At 69.6% G+C, this 23,589-nt stretch carries 21 protein-coding genes, 1 tRNA gene and 2 pseudogenes; 12 read left to right on the top strand and 12 right to left on the bottom strand.

The annotated features are described in order from the left end of the window. Positions 1-113: 113 nt before the first annotated feature. The gene (locus BIV25_RS26280; RefSeq protein WP_071374893.1) at positions 114-662 is read right to left on the bottom strand and encodes a DNA-binding protein; all 549 of its coding nucleotides are present in this window, start codon (positions 660-662) and stop codon (positions 114-116) included. A gap of 180 nt (positions 663-842) precedes the next feature. Between BIV25_RS26280 and BIV25_RS26275 the strand changes: the two genes are divergently transcribed. Further along, a tRNA-Ala gene (locus BIV25_RS26275) sits at positions 843-915 on the top strand. 222 nt (positions 916-1,137) lie between these two features. On the opposite strand, the pseudogene BIV25_RS54540 reads toward BIV25_RS26275, so the two are convergent. The 5 genes and pseudogenes from BIV25_RS54540 to BIV25_RS26245 form a co-directional block, all read right to left on the bottom strand. Next, a pseudogene (locus tag BIV25_RS54540) lies at positions 1,138-2,739 on the bottom strand (protease pro-enzyme activation domain-containing protein); the annotation flags it as partial. A 384-nt stretch (positions 2,740-3,123) separates the two neighbouring features. Beyond that, positions 3,124-3,459, bottom strand: coding sequence for a M23 family metallopeptidase (locus BIV25_RS51310; protein WP_177235422.1), 336 nt, complete (start codon positions 3,457-3,459; stop codon positions 3,124-3,126). 167 nt (positions 3,460-3,626) lie between these two features. Beyond that, positions 3,627-3,851 (bottom strand): hypothetical protein, encoded by a 225-nt coding sequence (locus BIV25_RS50465; protein ID WP_071374889.1) that lies wholly within the window; start codon positions 3,849-3,851, stop codon positions 3,627-3,629. Between the two features lie 383 nt (positions 3,852-4,234). Next, positions 4,235-5,710: a multicopper oxidase family protein gene (locus BIV25_RS26250; RefSeq protein WP_218158485.1), complete on the bottom strand. Its 1,476-nt coding sequence runs from the start codon at positions 5,708-5,710 to the stop codon at positions 4,235-4,237. Positions 5,711-5,768: 58 nt separating this feature from the next. Continuing rightward, entirely contained in the window at positions 5,769-6,098 is a 330-nt protein-coding gene (locus BIV25_RS26245) for a phosphatase PAP2 family protein (protein WP_071374887.1), read from the bottom strand. Positions 6,099-6,252: 154 nt separating this feature from the next. Here BIV25_RS26245 and BIV25_RS26240 point away from each other — a divergent pair, with 154 nt between their 5' ends. The 3 genes from BIV25_RS26240 to BIV25_RS53160 all read left to right on the top strand — a co-directional run bounded on the left by BIV25_RS26240 (position 6,253) and on the right by BIV25_RS53160 (position 9,805). Continuing rightward, on the top strand, positions 6,253-7,491 hold the full coding sequence (locus BIV25_RS26240) for an APC family permease (RefSeq protein WP_071374992.1): 1,239 nt from the start codon (positions 6,253-6,255) through the stop codon (positions 7,489-7,491). 213 nt (positions 7,492-7,704) lie between these two features. After that, positions 7,705-9,138: an alkaline phosphatase family protein gene (locus BIV25_RS26235; RefSeq protein ID WP_107486336.1), complete on the top strand. Its 1,434-nt coding sequence runs from the start codon at positions 7,705-7,707 to the stop codon at positions 9,136-9,138. A 37-nt stretch (positions 9,139-9,175) separates the two neighbouring features. Then, positions 9,176-9,805, top strand: coding sequence for a hypothetical protein (locus tag BIV25_RS53160; protein ID WP_071374885.1), 630 nt, complete (start codon positions 9,176-9,178; stop codon positions 9,803-9,805). Between the two features lie 210 nt (positions 9,806-10,015). On the opposite strand, the pseudogene BIV25_RS54535 reads toward BIV25_RS53160, so the two are convergent. Both BIV25_RS54535 and BIV25_RS26220 read right to left on the bottom strand, forming a co-directional pair. Continuing rightward, positions 10,016-10,441, bottom strand: a pseudogene (locus BIV25_RS54535) (hypothetical protein); the annotation flags it as partial. 185 nt (positions 10,442-10,626) lie between these two features. Continuing rightward, a complete protein-coding gene (locus tag BIV25_RS26220) occupies positions 10,627-11,325 on the bottom strand; it encodes a DUF5324 family protein (RefSeq protein ID WP_071374991.1) in 699 nt (232 codons plus the stop codon). 162 nt (positions 11,326-11,487) lie between these two features. Here BIV25_RS26220 and BIV25_RS26215 point away from each other — a divergent pair, with 162 nt between their 5' ends. Both BIV25_RS26215 and BIV25_RS26210 read left to right on the top strand, forming a co-directional pair. Then, on the top strand, positions 11,488-12,018 hold the full coding sequence (locus tag BIV25_RS26215; RefSeq protein ID WP_071374883.1) for a peptidylprolyl isomerase: 531 nt from the start codon (positions 11,488-11,490) through the stop codon (positions 12,016-12,018). Positions 12,019-12,124: 106 nt separating this feature from the next. Further along, positions 12,125-13,024: a rhomboid family intramembrane serine protease gene (locus BIV25_RS26210; protein ID WP_071374882.1), complete on the top strand. Its 900-nt coding sequence runs from the start codon at positions 12,125-12,127 to the stop codon at positions 13,022-13,024. Between the two features lie 268 nt (positions 13,025-13,292). On the opposite strand, the gene crgA is transcribed toward BIV25_RS26210, so the two are convergent. Beyond that, positions 13,293-13,547 carry a cell division protein CrgA gene (crgA, locus tag BIV25_RS26205; RefSeq protein ID WP_071374881.1) on the bottom strand — a complete coding sequence of 85 codons (255 nt, stop codon included), beginning with the start codon at positions 13,545-13,547 and terminating at the stop codon, positions 13,293-13,295. A 102-nt stretch (positions 13,548-13,649) separates the two neighbouring features. Between crgA and BIV25_RS26200 the strand changes: the two genes are divergently transcribed. From BIV25_RS26200 to BIV25_RS26180, 6 genes are all read left to right on the top strand, one after another. Next, positions 13,650-14,432 carry a DUF881 domain-containing protein gene (locus tag BIV25_RS26200; RefSeq protein WP_071374880.1) on the top strand — a complete coding sequence of 261 codons (783 nt, stop codon included), beginning with the start codon at positions 13,650-13,652 and terminating at the stop codon, positions 14,430-14,432. Between the two features lie 33 nt (positions 14,433-14,465). After that, on the top strand, positions 14,466-15,173 hold the full coding sequence (locus BIV25_RS26195; protein ID WP_071374879.1) for a class E sortase: 708 nt from the start codon (positions 14,466-14,468) through the stop codon (positions 15,171-15,173). A gap of 62 nt (positions 15,174-15,235) precedes the next feature. After that, complete coding sequence (locus tag BIV25_RS49535; protein ID WP_177235420.1) at positions 15,236-15,397, top strand: hypothetical protein; 162 nt, start codon at positions 15,236-15,238, stop codon at positions 15,395-15,397. After that, entirely contained in the window at positions 15,394-16,032 is a 639-nt protein-coding gene (locus tag BIV25_RS26190; RefSeq protein ID WP_071374878.1) for an aminodeoxychorismate/anthranilate synthase component II, read from the top strand. Before BIV25_RS49535 ends, BIV25_RS26190 begins: the two co-directional genes overlap by 4 nt. Continuing rightward, the gene (locus tag BIV25_RS26185) at positions 16,029-17,123 is read left to right on the top strand and encodes a class E sortase (protein ID WP_071374877.1); all 1,095 of its coding nucleotides are present in this window, start codon (positions 16,029-16,031) and stop codon (positions 17,121-17,123) included. Before BIV25_RS26190 ends, BIV25_RS26185 begins: the two co-directional genes overlap by 4 nt. Before the next feature lie 18 nt (positions 17,124-17,141). Continuing rightward, on the top strand, positions 17,142-17,906 hold the full coding sequence (locus BIV25_RS26180) for a class E sortase (protein ID WP_071374876.1): 765 nt from the start codon (positions 17,142-17,144) through the stop codon (positions 17,904-17,906). A 591-nt stretch (positions 17,907-18,497) separates the two neighbouring features. Here the strand turns inward: BIV25_RS26180 and pknB are convergent. The 3 genes from pknB to BIV25_RS26165 form a co-directional block, all read right to left on the bottom strand. Then, the gene (gene pknB / locus BIV25_RS26175) at positions 18,498-20,489 is read right to left on the bottom strand and encodes a Stk1 family PASTA domain-containing Ser/Thr kinase (protein ID WP_071374875.1); all 1,992 of its coding nucleotides are present in this window, start codon (positions 20,487-20,489) and stop codon (positions 18,498-18,500) included. Between the two features lie 173 nt (positions 20,490-20,662). Continuing rightward, on the bottom strand, positions 20,663-22,141 hold the full coding sequence (locus tag BIV25_RS26170) for a penicillin-binding protein 2 (RefSeq protein WP_071374874.1): 1,479 nt from the start codon (positions 22,139-22,141) through the stop codon (positions 20,663-20,665). Next, on the bottom strand, positions 22,138-23,583 hold the full coding sequence (locus tag BIV25_RS26165) for an FtsW/RodA/SpoVE family cell cycle protein (RefSeq protein ID WP_071374873.1): 1,446 nt from the start codon (positions 23,581-23,583) through the stop codon (positions 22,138-22,140). Before BIV25_RS26165 ends, BIV25_RS26170 begins: the two co-directional genes overlap by 4 nt. Positions 23,584-23,589: the final 6 nt, after the last annotated feature.

Genomic DNA, 23,589 nt, shown 5'->3' with positions numbered 1-23,589 from the left:
TCCCCCTGGCTCCGCGATGTCCCCCCGCCCGGTCTCCTCGCCCGGTGTTACGCCCCCACTACCCCCCTGCCGCGCCCGCTATCCCCCGCCCCGCCCGTCTCTGTGCCCGCGGCTCAGTTCTGGTGGGACTGGTAGTGGGCGACGGCGTCGGAGGTGCGGCCGGCGCCGTAGACACGGAGGAACTCCGCGAGTTCGGGGTGGGCCGGGGCGAGGCTGTCCGCGGCGTCGATGATGTCGCCGGCGGCGGCGACCGAGCGCAGCAGCGACTGGATCTCGCGGACCACCCGCTTGACCGTCGGCGCGCCCGAACCGCTCGTGGTCTGGGTCGTGTTGCTGAGCACGGAGCCCCCCTGCGACTTCTTGATCTCTTCCATGCGGTCGGTCGCCTCGGCGGCGCTGACGCTGCCGTCGGCGACCTGGGCCGCCAGCTCCTGCAACAGCTGCACCCGCTGGACCACGGCAGGATTGCCGATCTTGGCCCGCTGGCCGCTCATCAGCTGCGACAGCATCGGAGCGGACAGGCCGAGGACCGCCGCGAGACGGGCCTGGTTGAGGCCGAGATCGTCGATGAGCTTACGGAAGAGCGCCCCCAACGGCTCTCCGTACCAGTTCCGCTGGAGCTCCCGCGCTCTCGCGGTCGCTTCCTGCTGTGCGGCGTCCATTGCGTCTCCCCATCGCTTCCCCTGAAAACCGCGGTTCGCTGTAGCGAACCACGCCGAGCATCTTACGGAGCGTGGTCATGCGCGGGGAGCCCCAATCTTTTTGCGGGAATCCGGGGGTGACCCGGTACTCTGGTCTGCGGCACCCACCGGGCGGCACTGCCCGGCCGGTCGCTGCCTTCCGGGGCCTTAGCTCAGTTGGTAGAGCGCCGTCTTTGCATGGCGGATGTCAGGGGTTCGACTCCCCTAGGCTCCACTCCGGAAGACCCCTCTGACCTGCGGAAACGTGGTTGGAGGGGTCTTTTTGTCCCGATTTTCGAGATCATCGGAGGCAGCCTCGTGATGTCCCCTGCGCCCCGGGGCAGGCACGCGGCACCGTCCGCCGCCTGCGGGCGCCTGGATCGTCCGGTCCCGCGCGACGGCGTATCTGACATCGACGCGGCAGCCCACCGCCTCCGCCGCCTGGCGAATCAGCCTCTCAGCGTGACGGGTGGCCAGGGTTGGCCACGGCGGTCAGGCCGAGTTCTCGCAGTGCCGATTTCGCGGCGTTGTGGCCGCACATGCCGTGCGCGCCCGCGCCCGGTGGCGTTGCCGCCGAACAGAGGTAGACCCCGGGGATGCCCGTCGCGTACGGGTCGAGGGCCGGGCGTGGGCGGAATGCAAGGGAGGCGAGGGAGTTGGCACCTGTGAGGATGTCGCCGCCGACGTAGTGGGGGTTGTACGCCTCCAGTTGGGCCGGGGAGCGGGCGGAAAGGCCGACGACACGGTCACGCAGTCCGGGAGCGTACTGCTCGATCCGGTCCAGGACAGCGGCCGTCGCGTCGCCGTCGTAGCCGTGCGGGACGTGCGCGTACGCCCAGACGGGGTGGATGTCGCCGGCCGAACGCCCGGGGTCGGCGACGTGCTGCTGGGCGACCAGAACGAAGGGACGCCGGGGCATCCGCCCGAGGGACACCGCCTGTTCGGCCTCCGCTGTCTCCTCCGCGGTCCCGCCGACGTGGACGGTGCCCGCCTTGTGGCGCACCTCGGCACGCCATGGCACGCCGCCCTCGACTGCCAGGTCGACCTTGTACGCGGCGGGCCCGTGCCGGTAGCGGGTGTACGCGCGTCGGACATGGGCGGGAAGGCGCGGCCCGCACACCCCCGCCGCCGTGCGGGGAGCCAGGTCGAGCAGAACCGTGCGGGCGGGGGCAGGTCCCGCAGCGAACGGACCGGGGTGCCGGTTTCGATGGTGCCGCCGAGTTCGACGAGACGGGCGGCGAGCGCATGGGCGATGGCCTGCGATCCCCCACGAGCGACGGGCCAGCCGTGTCGGTGCGCCGCGGCGGTGAGCATGAGTCCGATGGCGGAGCTGCCCGGGGACGTTCGCGTCCGGGGCGAGGCCGAGGGCGAGGTCGACGTCGAGGGCCTGCTCACCGGCCCAGGTACGCGGAGGCGCGCATGCGGCGCCGACGTGCCACTGGGCGGGAGTGACCTGCTGGCGGTACTGGCCCGGTCGGAAGGGGCGGTCGCCGACGGACCGGGCGTAGCGGGCGGAGTCCGCGGTCATGTCCGGTGATCCGTAGGCGTCGACCACAGCGATGGTGGCAGCGCGTCCAGTGGCGCCCGCGCCGTAGGCATGGCGGATCTGGGCGGGGGTGTAGGGGCAGGGCGCGTAGGCAGAGATCCTGCCGTACGCCTCGGGCATTCCGGTGGCGGGTTTCTGTCCGAAGTGGTCGGAGCAGACGGGGCCTTCGGCGGGTACGTTCAGGGCGGGCGCCGGGGTGGACAGAGGGCGGGCCGCGCCGGGGGCGGACAGGCCGGAGACACCGAGCACGGCAGAGCCGAGGGAGGCGGGCACGCTGAGGTCGGCCGATGGGGCGTCGCTCGTGCCGCGGCCGGTGCGGTAGAGGTGCAGGCTCGTGCCGAAGGCCTGCCGGACGGCGCGGGCGGGACCCTCGACGGCCAGATAGCGGGAGGTACGGCCGGTGACGCTGAATCCGGATCCGGCCAGCCATGCCGTGACCGCCTTGATCTGACGGTCGGCCGGGCCGAAGCGGCGCTGGTACTCCCCAGGGGTGAGGAAGTGCCGGTAGTGGGGGGCTGCGGGGGTCGGTCACATCGCGCAGGAACGCTGCGAGCCCGCGCGGGTCACGGGAATCGAGGTAGAGCCGCACGCTGACGTGTTGGTCGCCGGAGACCGGTCCCGCGTCGGCGGCAGGTGCCGCATGGGCGGGCGAGGATCCCATGAGTGGATGCCGGTCGGCGGCGTGGGCGGTGGGTACGAAGCCGGCGGTGCCGAGCAGGGCGGCGCAGGAGGCCGCGACCACGGAGCCGCGCAGGCGATGCGGCGGGCGTATGGAGGCATGGAGAGCCACGGATGCGGACTTTCCGGTGTGGGGGCGCCGGGCGGCGCGCAGAGCAGGGCGAAGCACGGCACGGGCTTGCCGTACCGGGCTGGTGGCTGCTGGGACGAACGGAGTGCCTAGGTGCGGACGGACCTGCCCCGGCAGAGCGGGCCCGAGACTCCCTCGAACTCCAGGTCGAGGCCGAGACCGTCGCGTTCGGCGTGGATGTGCAGATGCGGCTCGCTGCTGTTGCCCGAGTTGCCGACCTCGCCGAGCACCTGACCGGCCCGCACGGTCTGGCCCGTGGTCACGGTCACGGTTCCGGGGCGCAGATGGGCGAGCTTGACGATCTCGGCGCCCGTGTCGATCCACACGTGGTTGCCGTAGCGGGGCTGGTAGCGGATGGTGCCGGGTTCCTGGTCCGCGATGTGCTCGGCGGCGGAGACGACCGTACCGTCGCAGGGGGCGTGCACGGGCCGGCCGTACACCAGGTGGCTCTCGTTCCTTCCACGTGCGGCGCCAGGCGCTCCCGGTCGGCGGGCCCGGCGGTGAGGAACTGGTGCAGGGCGTCCGCGGTGGATTGTCCCGAGCCGGCCTCCGGCCCCGAAATCCGGCGTGCGTCCGCGGGGCCCCGGTCTTGTCACCCATCGGCCATGCCCTCCTGTCCGGCCGGTACGGCCCTCATCGCAGTGGGGGCCATGCCGCTCGCGGGCGACAGCGACCAACCGGGGTTCGTCAGGCGCTCCTTGACAGCCCGAAAGCGCCGCGCGAGCGACCGGTAGTCCTCATCGCGTAGACAGACGCAGTCCGCGCCGATCATCAGCAGCCCGAAGCACACCAGGCCCATGAACGCGATGATGCCCACGTGCAGACCCTCCGGGTCCAGCGTGTTGGCCTTCCGTACCCAGGGACGGGCGGAGTGGCGGATGGCCGCAGCAGCGGGTCGACGGCTGCGGCCGGCCGGGCGGCCGCCACCCGGTTTTGGTGTCGAGCGGGACCGAGACGGCTCCCGTGGTGGCGGTCATGCGGAAGCCTCCGGGCCGTCCGGCAGGGCGGGCGGAGTCCAGGGGGCGGTGCCCGTGGGAGCGGTCGGGGTGCGGGAGTGGTCAGCCGGGCGGATGTCCAGGCGGCCCGGTTCGTCCCACAGGCTGAGCAGCACCTCGTCCGGGTCGAAGCGGAACTCGCTGTCCTGGCGGTCGGCGAGCCCGTGCTGACGAAAGCCTCCGGCAGCCCGTGTTCACGGAAGCGTCAGCAGCGCAGAAGGATCATGAAGCCGTAGTCCATGTGGAGCTGTTGGTGGCAGTGGAACAGGGACAGTCCTGGTTGATCGGCGGTGAAATCGAGGTCGAGGGTCTGGTAGCCGCCGAGCATGACGACGTCCTTGTGCAGGCCGTGGGTGGGGGTTCCGGCGATGTGGGTGATCTCGAAGGTGTGGCGGTGCAGGTGGACGGGGTGGATGTCGTCGCTGGCGTTGCGCAGCCGCATCCGGTACCGCTTGCCGCGTTCGACCTGCAGGACCGGCTTGTCGGTGTCCTGGGAGAAGGGGACGCCGTTGAGGGGCCAGATGTTGAAGCCCTTGCCGGCCGCGTTGCGTTTCTCCACCAGCAGGTCGAAGGTGTGGTCGGGGCGCTGGGTGGTGGCGCCGGGGCGGGCGAAGATGCGGTAGTCCCAGGTGGATGCGGGTGGCGTGGACCACTGCGGGGAGCCGCTGCGGCCGGCGTACTCCACGACGGTGCCCATGCCGGCGTTGCGGTCGTCGGAGGTGTCTCCGAGCACCCAGACGCCCGGGTGGTTCATCTCGACGATGGCCGAGACGCGTTCGGCGGTGCCGATCCACAGCACCGGCACGTCGGCCTGGCGGGGTACCGGGTTGCCGTCGAGCGCGACGACTTTGAAGGTGTGTCCGGGCAGGGCGAGACTGCGGATCTCGGTGGCGCTGGCGTTGAGGACGTGGAACAGCACGCGCTGCCCGGACGTGACCTTGATCGGCTGACCGTGGCCGAGTGTGCGGCCGTTGACGCTGAAGACGCGGTACCCGACCTCGAAGCCGCGCGGCATGCCGCGGGCCAGCGAGTCGGCCATGGCCCTCTCGCCCTTGCGTTTCAGATCCGGTACCGGGGTGCCGGCCAGGAAGTTCTGGACGACGTCCCCACCGTGGCTGAGGGAGGGCTCGAACTCCTTCAGCGTCAGGAACACTTCCTGGTCGTAGGCTCCGGGGTTGGACTTCGGCTCGATGTAGACCGGGCCCGCCTGCCCTGAGTACGTGCTCCGGGTCAGGTCACCGTGTGCGGTCACATGGGTGTGGTAGAAGCGGAAACCGGCCGGACCGGGGGTGAACGACAGGCGTCGCGTCCCGTGCGCGGGGATGTACGGGGTGCCCTCCTCGGCGGCCCCGTCCACGGCGGCGGGAACCCGCTGGCCGTGCCAGTGCAGCAGTTCGGGGGTGCCGGTGTCGTTGTGGACGTCGACCACGACCGGGCGGCCCTCGGTGAAGCGCAGCAGCGGACCAGGAAACTGCCCGTTGTACGTCGTGGTCGACACGTCCGTACCTGGCGCGAGTTCGACGGGCCCGGTCGCGATCCGCAGTGTGTGGTCCGCCCTGCCCAAGGGAACCGCGGCGCTCACCGCCGCCCGCGAGTCGCAGCCGGCCACCGCATCGACGCCGACTCCGGCCAGCACGGACACGCCACCCAGCCGGAGGACGTCGCGACGAGAGACGGACACGGCTCTGCTCCCTTCCTCGCTTCCCGACCCGTGCATGAATGTCGTTCAGTGCGGACGGTCAGAGGCGCCCTGCCACGAAGTCGGCCACCCGTACGCCGAGTTGCCGGCCCGCGCGGTTGTCGATCGAGGTGTGCTGGCCGGACCAGAGACGGCTGAGCCACGCTTCGGTGGCCGCCTCCTGGAAGCCTGCATAGGTTCGGGTGGCGCCTTTCGATGTCACCGCGAGGTGATACCGGGCACCGAAGAGGCCGGCGAGCGTCGTTGCCGCCGCCTGGCTGAGGGCGGCGTGGGCGCTGGGATAGGACGGGTCCGGGGCGGTCGTCAGCAGAGGGGTCCAGCCGGGATCGCCGACAACGCGCCGGATCCAGCCTGCCGGGACCCTGTCCACCCCGCAACTTCGGCACGATCGGATCCTCGGAAGCCGAGGATCACAACGCGTGCGACCTGCTGTTCATCCCCGGCAGGTATCGTCTCGCGCCCTGGATGTCGACAGATGGCGGTGCGGGGCGAGCCAGGCGTCGCAGGGCGGCGGAGCCGCTGTACTGGAGCGGAGGCTGGGCGTCTTCGATGCCGTGGTCATCGGGCTGGGCTCGATGATCGGTGCGGGGGTCTTCGCCGCTCTGGCGCCGGCCGCGCGGGCGGCGGGCTCGGGCCTTCTGGTGGGGTTGGCCGTCGCCGCTGTGGTGGCGTACTGCAACGCCACGTCCTCGGCCCGGTTGGCGGCACGCTACCCGCAGTCCGGCGGGACGTATGTCTACGGCCGTGAGCGGCTGGGCGAGTTCTGGGGCTACCTCGCCGGGTGGGGCTTCGTGGTGGGCAAGACCGCCTCGTGCGCGGCGATGGCGCTCACCGTGGGTTCGTACGTGTGGCCGGGCCGGGCGCACGCCGTCGCGGTCGCTGCCGTGGTGGCGCTGACCGCCATCAACTACGTGGGCGTGCAGAAGGCAGCCTGGCTGACCCGGGCGATCGTCACCGTGGTCCTGGCCGTGCTGGCCGCCGTGGCGGTGGCCTGCCTGACCTCCGGCAACGCTCAGGCCGGTCGGCTGGACATCGGAGCGGACGCCTCCGTCACCGGGGTGTTGCAGGCGGCCGGCCTTCTGTTCTTCGCCTTCGCCGGGTACGCGCGGATCGCGACCCTGGGCGAAGAGGTGAAGGACCCGGCCCGCACCATCCCCCGAGCCATTCCCCTGGCCCTGGGCATCACGCTGATCGTGTACGCGGCGGTCGCCGTGTCCCTGCTGGCGGTCCTCGGCCCGGACGGGCTGGCACAGGAGAGCGCGCCGCTGGCCGAGGCGGTACGGCAGGCCGGAGTTCCGGGGCTGGTGCCGGTGGTTCGGGTCGGGGCGGCGGTGGCGGCGCTCGGGTCGTTGCTCGCGCTGATCCTGGGCGTCTCGCGGACCACGCTTGCCATGTCCCGGGACCACCACCTGCCCCATGCCCTGTCCACCGTGCACCCTCGGTTCAAGGTGCCTTGTCGCGCGGAGTTGCTGGTGGGGGCCGTGGTGGTGGTCCTGGCCGCGACCACGGACGTGCGCGGCGCGATCGGCTTGTCCTCCTTCGGCGTACTCGCCTACTACGCCGTGGCGAACGCAGCCGCCTGGACCCTGACCGAGGCGGAGAACCGTCCGCCGCGCATCATCCCCGTCCTCGGGCTGGCCGGCTGCCTGGTCCTGGCCTGCACCCTGCCCGCGACGTCGGTGGCGTGGGGAGCGGCGGTGCTCGCGCTCGGAGCGGCCGCCTACGGGGTACGGCGAAGCCTCACCGCACGGCGGGCGTCGTAGGGCCCGGCTCATGAACGCTGCGCGAGATATCCCGCCTTCTTTGCCGCATACAGACACTTCTTGACGGTCTGATAGCTCTCCGTACCGCCACTGTTCGCCAGTGCGTCGACGGGAGTTGGGAGTGGAGTCGAGATGTGTGTTGCCTGTGGGTGGACAGTGCCCCGGGCGGCGGGGGAGGTCTTCGCCGCGCGTTGCCTTCTGTGAGGGAGCGACATGGCAGGGTTCATACGCGGGCGCAGACAGTGGCGTCTTGCGGCGGGGGCGGCCGTCGTGGGCGCGATCGCCGCGGTCACGCTGGCGCCGGGCTCGGCATCGGCCCATGAGGAGCACCACCCCAAGGCGCACAAGATCGGCCACGTCTGGACGATCATCCTGGAGAACAAGTCGTACGAGGCCACCTTCACCGGCCTCAACCAGAACAGCTACCTGTGGAAGACGCTCCCGTCCTACGGTGAGCTGCTCACCCAGTACTACGGCACCGGTCACTACAGCCTGGACAACTACATCAGCCTGGTGTCCGGGCAGGCTCCGGCGCCGGACAACCAGAACGACTGTCCGCAGTACAAGAACGTCTCCCCGGGCACCCCGGCCGCCGACGGCCAGGTGAACGCCGGTGCGGGCTGTGTGTACCCGTCCTCGGTGAAGACGCTCTTCAACCAGCTCGACAGCAAGAAGGTCCCGTGGAAGGTGTACGCCCAGGACATGGGCAACACCCCCAGCCGCGAGGACGCATACCAGTGCGGCATCCCCGGCAGCCCGGCCGGCAACGGTGTCCCCCTGCCCGGTGGCGCGACACCGGAAGACCAGTACGTGGCCAAGCACAACCCGGCGCCCTGGTTCCACTCGCTGATCGACAACCCCAGGGACTGCGCGAGGGTCGCCCCGCTGAACGGGCTCACCGCCACCGCGGGGCACCGGGCCGTGTCCGGTCTGGCGCAGGACCTGAAGAGCGAGAAGACCACGCCGCGCTTCTCCTGGATCAGCCCGAACAACTGCTCCGACGCACACGACGCCACCTGCAAGGGCGACAACCTCTCCGGTGACCCGAACAACCACCAGGGCGGCCTGTACGCCTCGGACAAGTTCCTGGAGAAGGTCGTCCCCCAGATCATGGCCTCCCCTGCCTACCAGCACGACGGCATGATCCAGATCATCTTCGACGAGGCGTTCCCGCCCTACAAGATGTACGGCAACTCCATCGCCGACTACGCCGGCAACACGGACAAGTCGCTCAACACCCCGACCGACACCGCCCAGTCGGTCGTCGCGTGCTGCAACGAGCTGCCCGGCCCGAACACCACCCAGCCCGGCTTCCAGGCGTTCGGCCAGGACACCACCCCGGGCGGCGGCATCACCGGCGCGGTCTTCCTCTCCCGCTACATCAAGCCGGGCTCCGTCTCCGAGCAGCCCTACAACCACTACTCGTGGCTGCGCAGCATGGAGGACCTCTTCGGCGTCCGCAGCGGCGGCACCGACGGCCGCGGCCACCTGGGCTACGCGGCCGCCGACGGCCTGCGCCCGTTCGGCGCCGACGTCTACAACAACCCCTCCGGCAAGGCCCTGGCCCCGGCACCCTCGGGCAGCACCGTCTACCCGGCCGTGGCCCGCATCGACGACCCCGAGCACCCCGTCACCAAGAAGCCCTGACCCGGGCACCTGACCGGAAGGGAAAGACCTGCCGCCGATGACCGCTGCGCGCATTGCGGCACCACGCCGGGCCGGCCTCCGCCGGCCCGGCACGTGGCGCACCAACCCGAAGACCGCCCTGGCCACGCTCGCCTGCACCGCCCTCACGCTGGCCGCCCTGGCCGGATGCGGCGGACACTCCACGCCGAAGGCGACCGACGACGCGGCGAAGACCGTCAAGAACCTGGGCGCCGTCCCCATCCCCAGCCCGCCGACCGCACAGGCCACCCCCACCGCCAGCGAGAAACGCCTGCAACTGCTGGCCATGGGCTACTCCGTCCGCGCCCAACTCCCTGGCGTGAACGCGGTGGTGACCGCCGGCGGCCCGACCGAGAACCCGATCACCAAGTCAGGCGGCGTTCCCGACCACGCCACCGGCACGATCACCGTGACCGTCCACGAAGCCACCGGCCCGCTCACCCTCCACGCCGCCGACTTCACCTCCCGCGACGAGAACGGCAAGCCCATCCCCCTGTCCGCCGACGGCCCGGCGACCATCACGGCCCGCCCCGGACAGACGGCAGCCCTGACACTGTCCGGCACCTACCAGGCCGGCGCCGCCGAACTCACCTGGCGCCACGACGGAAAGACCATCGCCGTCTGGGACTTCAACATCGAACTCGACTGATGAGTGAACCGGCGCGCACATGCGATTGAAGAGGTTGCCCAGGGCCGATGCGTGCCGGTCGCCGCGCTCCCGTCGGCGTCGGTGGTGGGCGTCTGCTCCGGGACCGTTCCGGAGGAAGGCGATCGCCCACAGGCAGCCGGCGTGGACGAGGCGGTCGATCTTGGCGTGGCGACGTCCGGCGTAGCGCTTCTTGCCGGAGGCGAGGATGACGGGTGCTGATCCCGCGTACGCCTTCAGCACCCGGGCGTCGGCGAACCGCGTCCTGTCGTCGCCGATCTCGGCCCGTACCCAGACGCCGAGCCTGGGCGCCAGGCCGGGAGAAGCCCACGACGATCTCGGCCTTCGCGTGCCGAGCACGCTACGAGCGGGCGAGTGACCACCCCCTCGGCCGGGATCCGGAGACGGCCGCCATCCACCGGGGCGTGGTCCGCGCCATCGACGCCGGTGAGCTGGGCTGGGTCTTCTTCCCGCGCCGCCGCCCTGAAGGACTGCAGCATCCGCGGGTTCGTCATCTCCCACGCCTCCTCCTCCGAGGTCGCCGAGGCGGCCGGCACCATCAACCGGTTGCTCGCGAAGGGCAGTCTGCGCCCGTGGGCCGTGTCGTCCTTCCCGCTGAGTGCGGCGGCTGAGGCGCATCGGGCCTGGAACGGGGGGAGACCCACGCCCGACGCGTCGTGATCGATGTACGGGAAGCACAGTGAACGCGTACCGCATCGCGTACTTCGCGCACCAGGCGAGCCGGTGTGGCGCCCCTGTCCGCACGGCGGCCCGCCGTGGTTTCACGTGAAACGGGCCGTGGGCCGGCGAGCGTACGACACCTCCTAGTCGCGGTCCTCCCCGTTCGTCGCGTCCTTGTCGGCCTGCTTGGCGCGGACCTCGGGGTCCAGGGCGGAGCCGTGGTTGTCCACCGAGGAGAGACGGGCCGGTTCGGGGACCTCGGTCGGGGCCGGCGGTTCGACCAGCCAGTCGGGGTTGGCCTGCTTGTCCCACCACTTCCACGCCGCGAAGGCCCCGCCGGCCAGCAGGGTCAGTGCGGCCAGCCCCCTGAGGGCACGGGCACAGCGGCAGCGGCGCGCGTTCCTGCGGGCCAGTTTGTGGATGTCCTCGGCCGAGACCTGCCCGCGCAGTGCGGCCAGTGCGGCGGCGCCCCGGGCGGCCGCCTCGTCGTACACCGGGCCGGCCGCGGCCACGGCCTGCTCGATCCTCGGGCGTGAGTACTCGGCGGCCTGCCGGGCGGCCTTGCGGGTGCGGACGGCGGCCTCCTGCGCGGCCAGGTCCACCTTCGGCGGCACATGCGCACGGGCCTGCTCCAGACGCGGGGCGAGCCGGGCGTCGTACTGCACGCGGGCCTGTTCGGCGGCCTGCGACATCACCGGCGCCAGCCGTACGCGTGCCTCCTGGGCATAGAGCGCGGCACGCTCCTTGGCCGTGTCGGCGTAGGGCGCCACCACGTCCGCGGCGTGCAGCACGCTGTCCTTCGCCGAGCCGGTCGCGGCGCGCACGCTGTCGATGCGGGTCACGGGATCCTCCTCCATCGGTGGCGTACGGTATTTCGACTTTCCACCCTTTTACGGATCATGCCTGCCAACGGCCCGCCCGGCATGTGAGGGCGTGCATATGGGTGCCCACCGCATGACCGTGCGAGGATCTGGGGGTCACACGAAGACAACGGAAGGTAGATCGTGGCTGAGCAGCTGTACGCCACCCTGAAGACCAATCGCGGCGACATCGAGGTCCAGCTTTTCCCGAACCACGCCCCCGCGACGGTCCGCAACTTCGTCGAGCTGGCCAAGGGTGAGCGCGAGTGGAAGCACCCCAAGACCGGTGAGAAGAGCACCAAGCCGCTCTACGACGGCACGATCTTCCACCGTGTCATCAGCGGATTCATGATCCAGGGAGGCGACCCGCTGGGCAGCGGCATAGGCGGTCCCGGCTACCAGTTCGCGGACGAGTTCCACCCGGACCTGTCCTTCGACCGCCCGTTCCTGCTGGCCATGGCCAACGCCGGCCCGGGCACCAACGGCTCGCAGTTCTTCATCACCGTCTCCCCGACGGCATGGCTGACTCGCAAGCACACCATCTTCGGCGAGGTCACGGACAAGGCCAGCCAGGCCGTCGTCCAGGCCATCGCCGACGTCAAGACCGGCCGCAACGACCGTCCGGCCGACGACGTCGTCATCGAGTCCGTCGTCATCGAGACGCGCGAAGCCTGATCAAGGCTGTCCCCTCCGGGGGAACCAATCGCCCCGCTCGTCCGTACCAAGGGTGAGCGGGGCGGGGCATTGCCGGGCGCAGGCCTACGACGAGCAAGGGGAACCGATGGACCAGGCCGAAGGCAGTACGCAGGGCGCCGCCCACAGCGTGCCCGGGTGCTACCGCCACCCGGACCGCGAGACCGGCGTGCGCTGCACCCGCTGCGACCGCCCCATCTGCCCCGAGTGCATGATCAGCGCCTCCGTCGGCTTCCAGTGCCCCGAATGCGTCCGTGGCGGCTCCGGCACCGGGCACGCCCCGGAAGCATCCGCCCCGCGCACGATCGCGGGCGGCACGATGACGGCCGACCCCCGGCTGCTCACCAAGCTGCTGATCGGCATCAACGTCGCCGTCTTCCTGGCACAGCAGGCCATCGGCGACACGGTCACCGAGCACTTCGAGCTGATCGGCCGGGCCCAGTACTCCCTGTTCGGCCCCGTCGAAGGCGTCGCCGAGGGGCAGTACTACCGCCTGCTCACCGCGATGTTCCTGCACTCGCCGACGAACTTCACCCACATCCTGTTCAACATGCTCAGCCTGTGGTGGATCGGCGGCCCCCTCGAAGCGGCCCTGGGCCGGGCCCGCTACATCTCCCTGTACCTGGTCTCGGGCCTGGCCGGCAGCGCGCTCACCTATCTGCTCGCCGCGCCCAACGAGCCCTCGCTGGGCGCCTCCGGAGCGATCTTCGGTCTCTTCGGCGCGACCGGCGTGCTGATGCGCCGCCTCAACTACGACCTGCGCCCGCTCGGCGCCCTGCTGGTGATCAACCTGATCATCACCTTCACCCCGGGCTTCAACATCGCCTGGCAGGCCCACATCGGCGGTCTGGTCGCCGGTGTCGCCGTCGGCTACGCCATGGTCCACGCCCCGCGCGAGAAGCGGACGCTGATCCAGTACGGCGCCTGTGCCGTCGTCCTCGTCGCCGTGGTGGTGCTCACCCTGATCAGGACCGCCCAGCTCACCTGAGCCCGGCCCGCTGGCGAACCTGATACCGAACCGTTGTCCACAGCGTGTGCCGGATCTTGTGCACCACGTGCGGGCACAGCTGTGCCCCCTGTCGCTCGGATGTGTTTCCGCAGGTCGGACAGGGGGCGAACTGATGTATGGGAGCTGCCGGGGCAGTCATACCGGCGTCAACGCCCGATGGGTTATCCACAGATCGTCGTTCTTTTCCCCATGTGGAAAACGCCTGTGGATAACTCAGTGGACAGCTTTGGGGAGAGCTACGGGAAAGCTACTTCCACTGCGTGGAGACACCGAAGCCGGCGGCGATGAAGCCGAAGCCGACCACGATGTTCCAGTTGTCCAGGGCGTTGATGGGCAGCGAGCCGTCGGTCACGTAGAAGACGACGATCCAGGCCAGGCCGATCACGAACATGGCCAGCATGACCGGGGCGACCCAGCCTCGGCTGCCCAGCTTGATCGCCTGTGCCTGCTTCGCCGGCGGCGGCGTGAAATCGGCCTTCTTGCGGATACGTGACTTCGGCACGAGGGTCTCTCCTGTCGATGCGCTGCGTGGCCGCGCAGGTAACTGGGTCGGGCGCGTCCGTTAGCGTAGTGCTTCCGTGGCGCCGAAAGAGATAAGGGTACGTTGAGCAATTCTGCCGACTCCCCCGGGACGGGATCAACGGGTGCCCGCACGGGACGCCGACCGCGTCCGGTGCGCGTCCTCACGGCCGCCGTCTTCGCTCTCGCGGGGCTCATCTTCTTCACCAGCTTCGACACGGCCAAGGGCACCGACATCCGCCAGGACGGTTCCCTGCTGAAGCTGTCCGACCTGATCCAGCAGCGCAGCCGCAAGAACAAGGGCCTGGACGAGTCCAACGCGGCCCTGCGCGAGAGCGTCGAGTCCCTCGCCAAGAGCGACGCCGGCACCAGCAAGGCCCAGGACCGCAGGCTCAGCGGCCTGGAGTCGAGCGCCGGCACCCAGCCGCTCACCGGCCACGGCCTTTCCGTCACCCTCAACGACGCCCCGCCCAACGCCACCGCCAAGCTCCCCGGCTACCCCGCGCCCCAGCCCGACTACCTGGTCATCCACCAGCAGGACCTCCAGGCCGTGGTGAACGCCCTGTGGCAGGGCGGTGCGACCGGTGTCAAGGTCATGGACCAGCGGCTGATCTCCACCAGTGCCGTGCGCTGCGTCGGCAACACCCTGATCCTCCAGGGCCGCGTGTACTCACCGCCGTACAAGATCACGGCCGTCGGGGACCCGGGGAAGCTCCAGCAGGCGCTCGCCGCGAGCAAGGCGATCCAGACCTACATGGTGTACGTCAACGTCTACGGGCTCGGCTGGAAAGTCACCGACGACGGGACGGTGACTCTTCCCGGCTACTCGGGCACAGTGGATCTGCACTACGCGAAGCCCGTGCAGTAGCCATCCGTCAGCCGTCCGTGAACGGAGGCGCCGGTGCGTGTGATCGTCCGGACCTTCAGCGAACTGTGCATCACCATCGGCGCCCTGATCGTGCTCTTCGTCGCCTACATCCTGTTCTGGACGGGTGTGCGGGCCGACGGCGCCATGAGCGACCAGATCGACCAGCTGCACCGGCAGTGGTCGAAGGGAAGCGTGCAGCCGGCCGCGCACGCATCGGGTGACGGCACGACGGCCACGACGAGGGTGACCGTGCCGGACCCGGCGCCGTACCACTACGGCGAGCCGTTCGCGATCATGTACATCCCGCGGTTCGGTTTCACGTGGAACAAGCCCGTGGCGGAGGGCACCGGCCGGGACGTGCTGGCCAAGGGGCTCGCCCACTACCAGGGCACTGCTCGGCTCGGCCAGGAGGGCAACTTCGCGGTGGCCGGTCACCGGCGTACCTACGGCGACCCGTTCCTGGACTTTCCGGAGCTGCGGCCGGGGGATGCGGTGGTGCTCACGGACGGGACGACCTGGTTCACGTATCGGATCGACAAAGGGCCCTACAAAACCGTGCCGACGGACGTTGAGGTGATCGACCCTGTGCCACGTACGTCGGGTTACACGCGTCCGGGCCGGTATCTGACGCTGACCACGTGCGATCCGGAATGGGGGCACAGTCACCGGCTGATCGTCTGGGCGCACCTGGATTCCACCCAGTCCGTGGAGGCGGGCGAACCGGCGGCCCTGCGCCGTTAGTCGCCGTTAGTCTGGTGGCGTACGGCGTGAGTCAGGTGCCGTGGGGATACGGAAGGAACGGCATGTACGGCTGGATCTGGCGGCATCTGCCGGGGAACGCGTGGGCGAAGGCGTTCATCTCGCTCGTATTGATCCTGGCCGTGGTCTACGTCCTGTTCCAGTACGTCTTCCCGTGGGCCGAACCGCTGCTGCCCTTCAACGATGTGACGGTGAACAACCAGTGAGCGCGCGGATTCTCGTCGTCGACAACTACGACAGCTTCGTCTTCAACCTCGTCCAGTACCTGTACCAGCTGGGCGCCGAGTGCGAGGTGCTGCGCAACGACGAGGTGTCGACCTCGCACGCCCAGGACGGTTTCGACGGTGTGCTGCTCTCGCCCGGCCCGGGCGCGCCGGAGCAGGCCGGGGTGTGCGTCGAGATGGTCCGCCACTGCGCGGCCACCGGCGTCCCCGTCTTCGGCGTCTGCCTCGGCATGCAGTCGATGCAGGTGGCCTACGGAGGTGTCGTGGACCGGGCGCCCGAGCTGCTGCACGGCAAGACCTCACCGGTCGAGCACGAGGGCAAGGGTGTCTTCGCGGGTCTGCCCTCCCCCTTCACGGCGACCCGGTACCACTCGCTGGCCGCCGAGCCGGACACGGTCCCGGCCGAGCTGGAGGTGACCGCCCGCACCCACGACGGCATCATCATGGGCCTGCGCCATCGCGAACTGCCGGTCGAGGGCGTGCAGTTCCACCCCGAGTCGGTGCTCACCGAGCACGGGCACCGGATGCTGGCCAACTGGCTGGTGGAGTGCGGCGACCAGGGTGCCGTGGCGAGGTCGGCGGGGCTCGCCCCGGTGGTGGGCAGGGCCACGGCGTGACCGCCCTGCGCCCGGAGCGCGAGACCGATGCCTCGTACGGGGATCAGTCGTACGAGGCTTCCGGTGCGCTCGGGTCGTGGGATGCGCGGGGGGCGCGGGAGCCGTACGGGGAGTCGTACCGCGACCCCCTCGACGACGAGACGATGGCGCTGCGGGTCCCTGATCCGGCCCTCGGTCCGCTGTCGGGTCCGCAGGGAGAGTCTGTACGCGGCTCTGCGGCCACTTCAGCCGCTGCCGTGTCCGCAGCCGCGACCGGCGGGCGTGCGGCCCGCAGAAAGGCCGCCAAGCGCCGTGGCGGGGGGCGTGGCGGCGGTCGGCACGGCGGCGGCCGGGAGAGTGCCTCCGCGACGGCGGCGTCGGAGGAGCCGGAGCGGCCGCTGTCCCGGGTGGAGGCGCGGCGGCAGGCGCGGCTGCGCAAGCCGTCCCCGGGCGTGCTCGCGAGCCGGGCGATCGGCGAGGTGTTCATCACCACCGGCGTGCTGATGCTGCTGTTCGTCACCTACCAGCTGTGGTGGACCAACGTCCGCGCGCACGCGCAGGCCGGCAGCGAGGCGCACCAGCTCCAGGACGACTGGGCGAGCGGCAAGCGCAACCCGGGCGTGTTCGCGCCGGGCCAGGGCTTCGCCATCCTGCACATTCCCAAGCTGGACGTGGTGGCGCCGATCGCGGAGGGCGTCAGCAACGCGAAGGTGCTCGACAAGGGCATGGTCGGGCACTACGGCGAGGCGCCGCTGAAGACGGCGATGCCGGACGCCAAGACCGGTAACTTCGGGCTCGCGGCGCACCGCAACACCCATGGTGAACCGTTCCGGTACATCAACAGGCTCGTGGCCGGCGACGCGGTCGTGGTCGAGACGCAGGACACGTACTACGTGTACAAGGTGACGTCGACGCTTCCGGTGACCTCGCCGTCCAACACCAGCGTGCTGGACCCGGTCCCGAGGGGCTCCGGGTTCACACAGCCCGGCCGCTACATCACGCTCACCACCTGCACGCCGGAGTTCACCAGCAAGTACCGGCTGATCGTCTGGGGCAAGATGGTCCAGGAACGCCCGCGCAGCGAGGGCAAGCCGGACGCGCTCATCGAGTAGGGGCAGAGGAAGAGAACTGTGTCAGCGACCGCCGACGAGACCGAAGAGCACACGGACGCGTCCGAGCCGGAGCCCGCCGCGCGCCGCCGGCGTCCCGGACGGATCGCGACGGCGGTCAGCGTCTTCGGTGAACTCCTCATCACGGCAGGGCTGTTGCTCGCCCTGTTCGTCGTCTACTCCCTGTGGTGGACGAACGTGATAGCAGACCGCAAAGCAGACAAACAGGCAGACAAGGTCCGTCAGCACTGGGCGCAGTCCCAGGGGTCGAAGGACTCCGGCCCCGGCGCGCTGGACACCCAGGACGGCATCGGCTTCCTGCACGTGCCCGCGATGAAGAACGGCGAGGTGCTGGTCGAGAAGGGCACGGGCACCGACGTCCTCAACGACGGCGTGGCCGGCTACTACACCGATCCGATCAAGGCCGCGCTGCCCATGACCGGCAAGGACGGCAACCTCACCCTCGCCGCGCACCGCGACGGCCACGGCGCGAAGTTCCACAACATCGACAAGCTGAAGAAGGGCGACCCGATCGTCTTCGAGACCCGGGACGACTGGTACGTCTACAAGGTCTACTCGATCCTCCCCGAGACCTCGAAGTACAACGTCAAGGTCATCTCCCAGATCCCGAAGGAGTCCGGCAGGACCAAGCCGGGCCACTACATCACCCTGACGACCTGCACCCCCGTCTACACCTCGGAGTACCGGTACGTGGTGTGGGGCGAACTGGTCCGGGTGCAGAAGGTCGACAGCGAGCGGACGCCGCCGAAGGAACTGCGGGGCTGACAGAGGTTCTTTGAGTACCTCTGTCGTCTATGTGGCGTGACCGTTCCGCCGGACGCCGGTGCGGAGTGCGACGAGTTTCCTTTGGTGCTCGCCTGAGGTCTGGATCAGTGCGTTGAACATCGGGACGACGGTCTTGCCGAGGATGTGGGTGATGCGCTGGTCGAGGGGGCGCGACGCGAGTGGATGGTGAGGCTTCGGGGTGCTTGTGGATGACTGCCGAGCGAGAGTGACATGTTGTCACTCTCGAACTTCCGCAGGTCAGCGCCTCGCAGTACAACCAGTCCGTTGACTTGGAGCTCTTCGCGGTGTCGCTCGGCGAGCTGACGGATGACCTCGACGGTGACCCCGGAGTGCGTCGCCACCATCGCCGTCGTCACATGCATCCCGTCGGGCAGCAGTGACAGCGCGCTGCTGCGTAGTGTCTTCGATCGCGTACGCCTCGGACCAATGGGGTAAATGATCACATAAGCCTGTGGCTGACGGCGTTTGACTCTCGTTCCGGCGGAGCGAGTGCATTCGACGTCGGTGCGTCCCACGAGTGAGCCCTGGCGTCCTCACGGGATGCCAGGGCTCACTCGGTAAGGGACGTCGTCAGCCGTTGTTGCCGCCGAAGATGCCGCCGTTGCCGTTGCCGCCGCCACCGACGTCGATGGTGGTCAGCACGATCTGGGTGCTCGCCGGATCGGCCTGGGTGCCCTGGGGCGGGGACTGGCCGAGGACCCGTGCCTTGCCGTCGTTGGCTCCGTTGACCTGGATGTTCGTGAAGCCGGCCTGCTGCAGGGTCTGCTGGGCCTGCTGCAGGGTCTGACCGACGACGTTCGGCACCTGGCCCTGCGTCTGGCCGCCGCCCTGGAACTTGCCGACGTTGATCACCACGCCGGTGTTCTTGGCGACCTGCGTGCCCGCCGCCGGGTTGGTCGACTGGGCCTTGCCGTCCTGGGTCTGGTCGGTGGTCGGGGTGTCGTTGCAGCTCGGCGTCAGGCCCAGCTGGGTCAGCTCGGACTTCGCGTCGTCACAGGACTTGCCGACCAGGTCGCCCGGGATGGTCACCTTCTCCTCCGGCTTGGCGACGGTGAGGGTGATCGTGGAGCCCTTCTGCTGCTCGGTGCCACCCTGGGGGTCCTGTTCGGTGACGATACCCGCGGGCTGGGTGGACACCACGTCCTTCCGTTCGACGTGGAAGCCCTTGTCCGTGAGCTGGGACTGGGCCTGGTCGAACTGGATGCCACGGACGTCCGGAACCTGGACCTTCGGCGCCCCCGTCGACACCACCAGCGTGATCGTGTCGCCCTTCTTCACCTGGGAGCCCGCCGTCGGGTCCTGGGAGCAGACCGAGTTCTTCGGCTGGTTCTCGCAGGGTTTGCGGGTGGGCGTGCCCAGTTTCAGGTCGGAGTTGATCGCCATCTTCTGGGCGTCGGCGTAGGTGGAGCCGACGAAGTTCGGGGCGTCGAAGGTGTCCGCGGACTTCCCGCTGAACGCCCATTTGCCGATCAGGATCGCGCCGATCAGGACGAGTACGCCCGCGACCACCAGGAGGACCGTGGAGGTGTGGGACTTCTTCGGCTGCTGGCGCCGCCGGCCCGGGGAGTCGTCGTAGCCGTAGCCGTCGTCCGGGTTCATCGGCGGGAGCATGGTCGTCGCCCCCGCGGCCCCGCCGGCGTCCGGGCGCAGGGCCGTCGTCGGCTGGTCGTCGGGGTAGCCGCCGTAGCCCACCGCGCCCAGCGCGGCCGTCGCCGCGACCGGCTGGCCGTCCAGGCACGCCTCGATGTCGACGCGCATCTCGTCGGCCGACTGATACCGGTAGTCCGGGTCCTTGACCAGTGCCTTCAGGACGATCGCGTCCATCTCGGGCGTGATCTCGGGGTCGAAGACCGACGGCGACTGCGGCTCCTCGCGCACGTGCTGGTAGGCCACGGCCACCGGGGAGTCGCCGACGAACGGCGGCCGTACCGTCAGCAGCTCGTAGAGGAGACAGCCGGTCGAATAGAGGTCCGAGCGGGCGTCGACCTGCTCGCCCTTCGCCTGCTCCGGCGAGAGGTACTGGGCCGTGCCGATGACCGCCGCCGTCTGCGTCATCGTCATACCGGAGTCGCCCATGGCGCGGGCGATGCCGAAGTCCATCACCTTGACCTGGCCGTTGCGCGTCAGCATGACGTTCGCCGGCTTGATGTCACGGTGCACGATGCCGTTGCGGTGGGCGTACTCCAGGCCCTGGAGGATGCCGACGGTCATCTCCATCGCGCGCTCCGGCAGGAGCTTGCGGCCGGAGTGAAGCAGCTCACGGAGCGTGGAGCCGTCGACGTACTCCATCACGATGTACGGGATCGAGACCCCGTCGATGTAGTCCTCGCCCGTGTCGTAGACCGCGACGATCGCGGGATGGTTGAGCGAGGCGGCCGACTGGGCCTCCCGGCGGAACCGAGCCTGGAAGGAAGGGTCGCGTGCCAGGTCGGCGCGCAACGTCTTCACTGCCACGGTGCGGCCGAGACGGGTGTCATGCGCGAGGTAGACCTCCGCCATGCCACCACGACCGAGCACCTGGCCCAGTTCGTACCGGCCGCCGAGGCGACGCGGCTCTTCCATAGCTACCTACCAGCCCTCTCCGTCGGTCCTGGCCGCGCACGTCCTGTGCGCCGCCGGAGGCTGCCGTCCGGGCCTACCGTACCCGGCTCGCTTTGTGTGACCTGGCCAAGCCCGGAACCCGATACAGGACCGGTATCGCAACGTGCAACGTTGTGAAGAAGACGTGATGGGTGTCACTTCTTCGACTGGATGACCGCCTGCATGACGCTCTTGGCGATCGGCGCGGCCAGACCGCCACCGGAGATGTCGTCGCGGTTGGCGCTGTTGTCCTCGATCACCACGGCCACCGCCACCGGCGAGCTGCCGTCGGGCAGCTTCGCGAAGGAGATGAACCACGCGTACGGGTTGGCGCTGTTCGCCACACCGTGTTGCGCGGTACCGGTCTTGCCGCCGACCGTGATGCCGTTGATCTTCGCGTTCGTGCCGGTGCCCTGCTCGACCACCGTCTTCATCATGTCCTGCAGGATCTGCGCGTTCTTCGAGGACAGCGGCTGGCTCAGCTCCTGGGGCTGGGACTGCGTGACCGTGTCCAGGTTGGACGACTGGAGCTTGTCCACCATGTACGGCTTCATCAGCTTGCCGTCGTTGGCGACCGCCGAGGCGACCATCGCCATCTGCAGCGGGGTCGCGGCGGTGTTGAACTGGCCGATGGAGGACAGCGCCGTCTGCGAGGCGTTCATCTTGTCCGAGAACACCGAGGGGTAGGCGCGGACCGGGGTGTCGACCGGGGAGTCGAAGCCGAACTTCTTCGCCTCCGCCAGCATCTTGGCGTTGCCGAGGTCCGCACCGACCTTGCCGAAGACCGAGTTGCACGAGTACTGGAGAGCGGCCCGCAACGTGGCGTTCTTGCAGGGGATGTTGCCCTCGTTCTTCAGCTCGGTCGTCGTGCCCGGCATGACCCACGGAAGCGGCGAGTTCGTCGGGGTGTCGGCCGAGGTGTACAGCCCGTTCTCCAGCGCGGCCGCCGCCGTGACCACCTTGAAGGTGGAGCCCGGCGGGTACGTCTCGCGCAGCGCCCGGTTCAGCATCGGGTCGGCCGGGTCGTTGTCCTTCTGGAGCTTGGTCCAGTTCTTGGAGTCCGTGCCCGTGGAGTTGCCCGCGAAGGACGACGGGTCGTACGACGGGTAGGAGGCCAGCGCCAGGATCTTGCCGGTGGACGGCTCCAGCGCGACGACCGCGCCCTTGCCGCCCTGCGCCTTCAGACCGTTGAACGCCGCCGTCTGCGCGGCCTGGTTCAGCGTGGTGACGACGTTGCCGCCCTGCTTCTGCTTGCCCGTGATCATGTCCAGGGTGTTGCGGAAGAAGAGCCGGTCGTCGGTGCCGCTGAGGATGCCGTCCTCCAGGCTCTCCAGCTGGGTGCTGCCGAAGGCCTGCGAGGAGTAGCCGGTGACCGGGGCCCACATGGGCCCGTTCTTGTACGTCCGCTTGTACTTGAAGTCGCCGTGCTGGGACGCGACGGAGCCCGTGATCGGGGAGCCGTCGACGACGATGTCGCCGCGCGGGGACGCGTACCGCTCGATGGCCACCCGGCGGTTGTTCTTGTTGGTCCGCAGCGAGTCGGCCTGGACGTACTGGAGCCAGTTGTCACGGACCAGCAGGGCCATCACGAGGAGGCCGCAGAAGATCGCGATCCGGCGCAGGGGCTTGTTCATGACGGGCGGACCACCTGGGTCATCTCGGCGTCGGGGTTGGCGGCGGGGGCGGGCGCCGGGCGGCGCGCGGTGTCGCTGATCCGGATCAGGATGCCGATCAGGGCCCAGTTCGCGATCACGGAGGAACCGCCGTAGGCGAGGAACGGCATCGTCATACCGGTCAGCGGGATGAGACCCATCACACCGCCGGCCACGACGAAGACCTGGAGCGCGAAGCCACCGGACAGGCCGGCGGCGAGCAGCTTGCCGAACGGGTCGCGGGCGGCCAGCGCGGTACGGATGCCCCGCTCGGCGATCAGGCCGTAGACCAGCAGGATCGCCATGATCCCCGCGAGCCCCAGCTCCTCGCCGAAGGTGGCGAAGATGAAGTCGGAGTTGGCGGCGAACCGGATCAGCTCCGAGTGGCCCTGGCCCCAGCCGGTGCCCAGGGTGCCGCCCGAGCCGAACGCCCACAGCGCCTGCTGGAGCTGGTCGGAGTGCACGCCGGTGACGCCCGGGGTGCGGCTGAGCACGTACTCGTGCATCGGGTTGAGCCAGGCCTGGACACGCACCTGGATGTGCGGCTCGAAGCTCGCCACACCGACGGCGCCGACCGCCGACATCAGCAGACCGAAGACGATCCAGCTGGTCCGCTCGGTGGCGACGTACAGCATGATCACGAACATGCCGAAGAACAGCAGTGACGTACCGAGGTCGGTCTCGAAGACCAGGATGAGGATCGAGATCGCCCACACGACGAGGATCGGGCCGAGGTCACGGCCGCGCGGCAGGTACATCCCCATGAAACGGCGGCTGGCGAGCGCCAGCGCGTCCCGCTTCACCATCAGGTAGCCGGCGAAGAACACCGCCAGCACGATCTTGGCGAACTCACCGGGCTGGATGGTGAAACTGCCGACCGAGATCCAGATCTTCGCGCCGTAGACGTCCGCGCCCAGGCCCGGCACCAGCGGGAGCAGCAGCAGGACCAGCGCGGTCGCCATGGAGATGTAGGTGTAGCGCTGGAGCGTGCGGTGATCCTTGAGGAAGACCAGCACCGCGACGAAGAGGGCGATGCCCATCGCCGTGTACAGCAGCTGGTTGGTGGCCTTGCCGCCCGCGACGTGGATCTGCTGGAGCAGCTTGGACTGGTCCAGCCGCCAGATGGCGACCAGGCCGAGCCCGTTGAGCAGGGTGGCCAGCGGCAGCAGCAGCGGGTCGGCGTACGGCGCGAACTTCCGCACGACGAGATGGGCGACACCGGCCAGCAGACCGAGGCCGAGGCCGTAGGCCAGCAGCCCGGCGGGCACCTTGCCGTCGATGGCCAGACCCACGTTGGCGTAGGCGAACACCGGGATGACCACGGCGAAGACCAGCAGGGCCAGCTCGGTGTTGCGGCGGCTCGGCGCGCCGATCGCGCCGATCGTGGACGTGTGATGTGTCGGCGGGTTAGTCGTACTGCTCATCGTGTG

Source organism: Streptomyces sp. MUSC 14, assembly GCF_001866675.1.
Lineage (GTDB): Bacteria > Actinomycetota > Actinomycetes > Streptomycetales > Streptomycetaceae > Streptomyces.
The sequence above is the reverse complement of the archived record's forward strand: the minus strand, read 5'-3'. Positions and strand labels throughout refer to the sequence as shown.